Genomic DNA, 1,596 nt, shown 5'->3' with positions numbered 1-1,596 from the left:
TTGTTAAGATGAGGAAGTTAAACAGGTCATAGTATATTTTTATAATGAAAAACAGCCTTATCCATTATTGGATAAGGCTGTTTTTTGCCAGATTCTTTAGCTGCCAAGACTTGCGAAAGATAGATTTTCAACTGGAAGCGTACATTCTACCATTTCAATTTCTTACATAGAAACAGTATTTGAATTGTTCTGTGCAATCCGCTGCTTTTTAGATTTTCTAAAATGCAGCAACTCATAAATAACCGGTATGACAACAAGCGTAAGTACCGTGGCTACAGCAAGCCCGCCGATGACCACCACTGCAAGGCTTTGAGAGACAAGATTGCCTGTCTCTGCTTTCTTATAAAGCAGCGGCACCATCGCAGAAATCGTTGCTACAGCGGTCATTAGAATTGGCCGCATCCTTGTTGCTGCTGCTTCGACAAGTGCATCGCGCATGATCATTTTTTCTTCATTTTGTTTCACTCTGTCAAGAAGGACGATTGCGTTCGTCACAACGATACCGATGAGCATCAATGCTCCCAGGAGCGCTGTGATATCAACAGGAATCCTGCTGATCAACAAGCCAAGGATTGCTCCGATGGCTGCGAGCGGCAAGGAGAAAAGAATGGCAATCGGTGCGCGCATGGATTTGAATGTGATGACCATGATCAAGAATACAAGACCGATGGAAACGGCCATTGTGATATACAAATCAGTGAAATCATCCATTTGCTGTGCATTGGCACCACCGACAATGGCTTCAACGCCATCTGGAAATTCTAAGCCTTTATCGCCAGGGATACCGATTACCGTTTTGGTGATGGCTGCAGCAACTTCAGACAGATTTCTCGGATTCACTGTCGCTGTTACGCGGATATAAGTGTCGCCGTCTTTATGGAATCTGCTTGTAGCCTCCTCGCTTTTTTCAAGGGTGGCGAGGTCTGAGGCCAGAGCTGGTCCAGCGGCGGTCATGACAGGGATCGTCTTTAAATCATCAGGTGATTTTGGATCCACTAAAGGCTCCAGGAAAACGGCTGTTTCTTTTTCGTCAAGATTGATCGTACCAGCTGGAGTCCGGTTCAGCATGCCAGCCAGCTGTCCCGCCAGTTCGCCGGCATTTGCTTTGGCTGGATCCACTTTTAACGTGTAAATTGTTTTCTTGGCTTCCTGATTGGTTGAAACTTTTTCGACATGTTTAATATCCTGGATTTCTTCTTTGATTTTTGTCGCTGCGTTTTCGATGTCCTCGATCTTATCGCCAACGACATCGATCGTTACTTGTGTACCGCCTCCACCGATGAGAGATGCGGCTACGACAGAGAAGCCTGAATCAGGGTAGTTCTCTTTTTGTGTTTCAATTTTTTTGACGATTTTATCCATATCTTCTTTGTTCTTTGGAATGACCATGAAAGAGCCGTTCGTGGGTGAACGGACTTCACCGAACTTTGCTTGTTCCTCGGAATTGCCAAGCTGTGTAAAAACATCCTTTACCTCGCTCAGTCCCAAAATATACTCTTCCATTTTAAGCGTATTTTCTTTAACTTCTTTCAATGGGGTGTCATTTGGATAGTTCAAGTTGACGGACACAAGATCCTTTGTTGAATTGTCCACCGC

Annotated in this window: 1 protein-coding gene; it reads right to left on the bottom strand. The window is 44.5% G+C overall.

Translation table 11 applies throughout. The annotated features are described in order from the left end of the window. Positions 1-162: 162 nt before the first annotated feature. Positions 163-1,596, bottom strand: a 1,434-nt coding sequence (locus WB217_RS18865; RefSeq protein ID WP_423994871.1) for an efflux RND transporter permease subunit, incomplete at its 5' end; no start/stop codon positions are given.

This window comes from Mesobacillus sp., assembly GCF_049588175.1.
In the GTDB taxonomy this organism is placed as follows: domain Bacteria; phylum Bacillota; class Bacilli; order Bacillales; family Cytobacillaceae; genus Mesobacillus.
The sequence above is the reverse complement of the archived record's forward strand: the minus strand, read 5'-3'. Positions and strand labels throughout refer to the sequence as shown.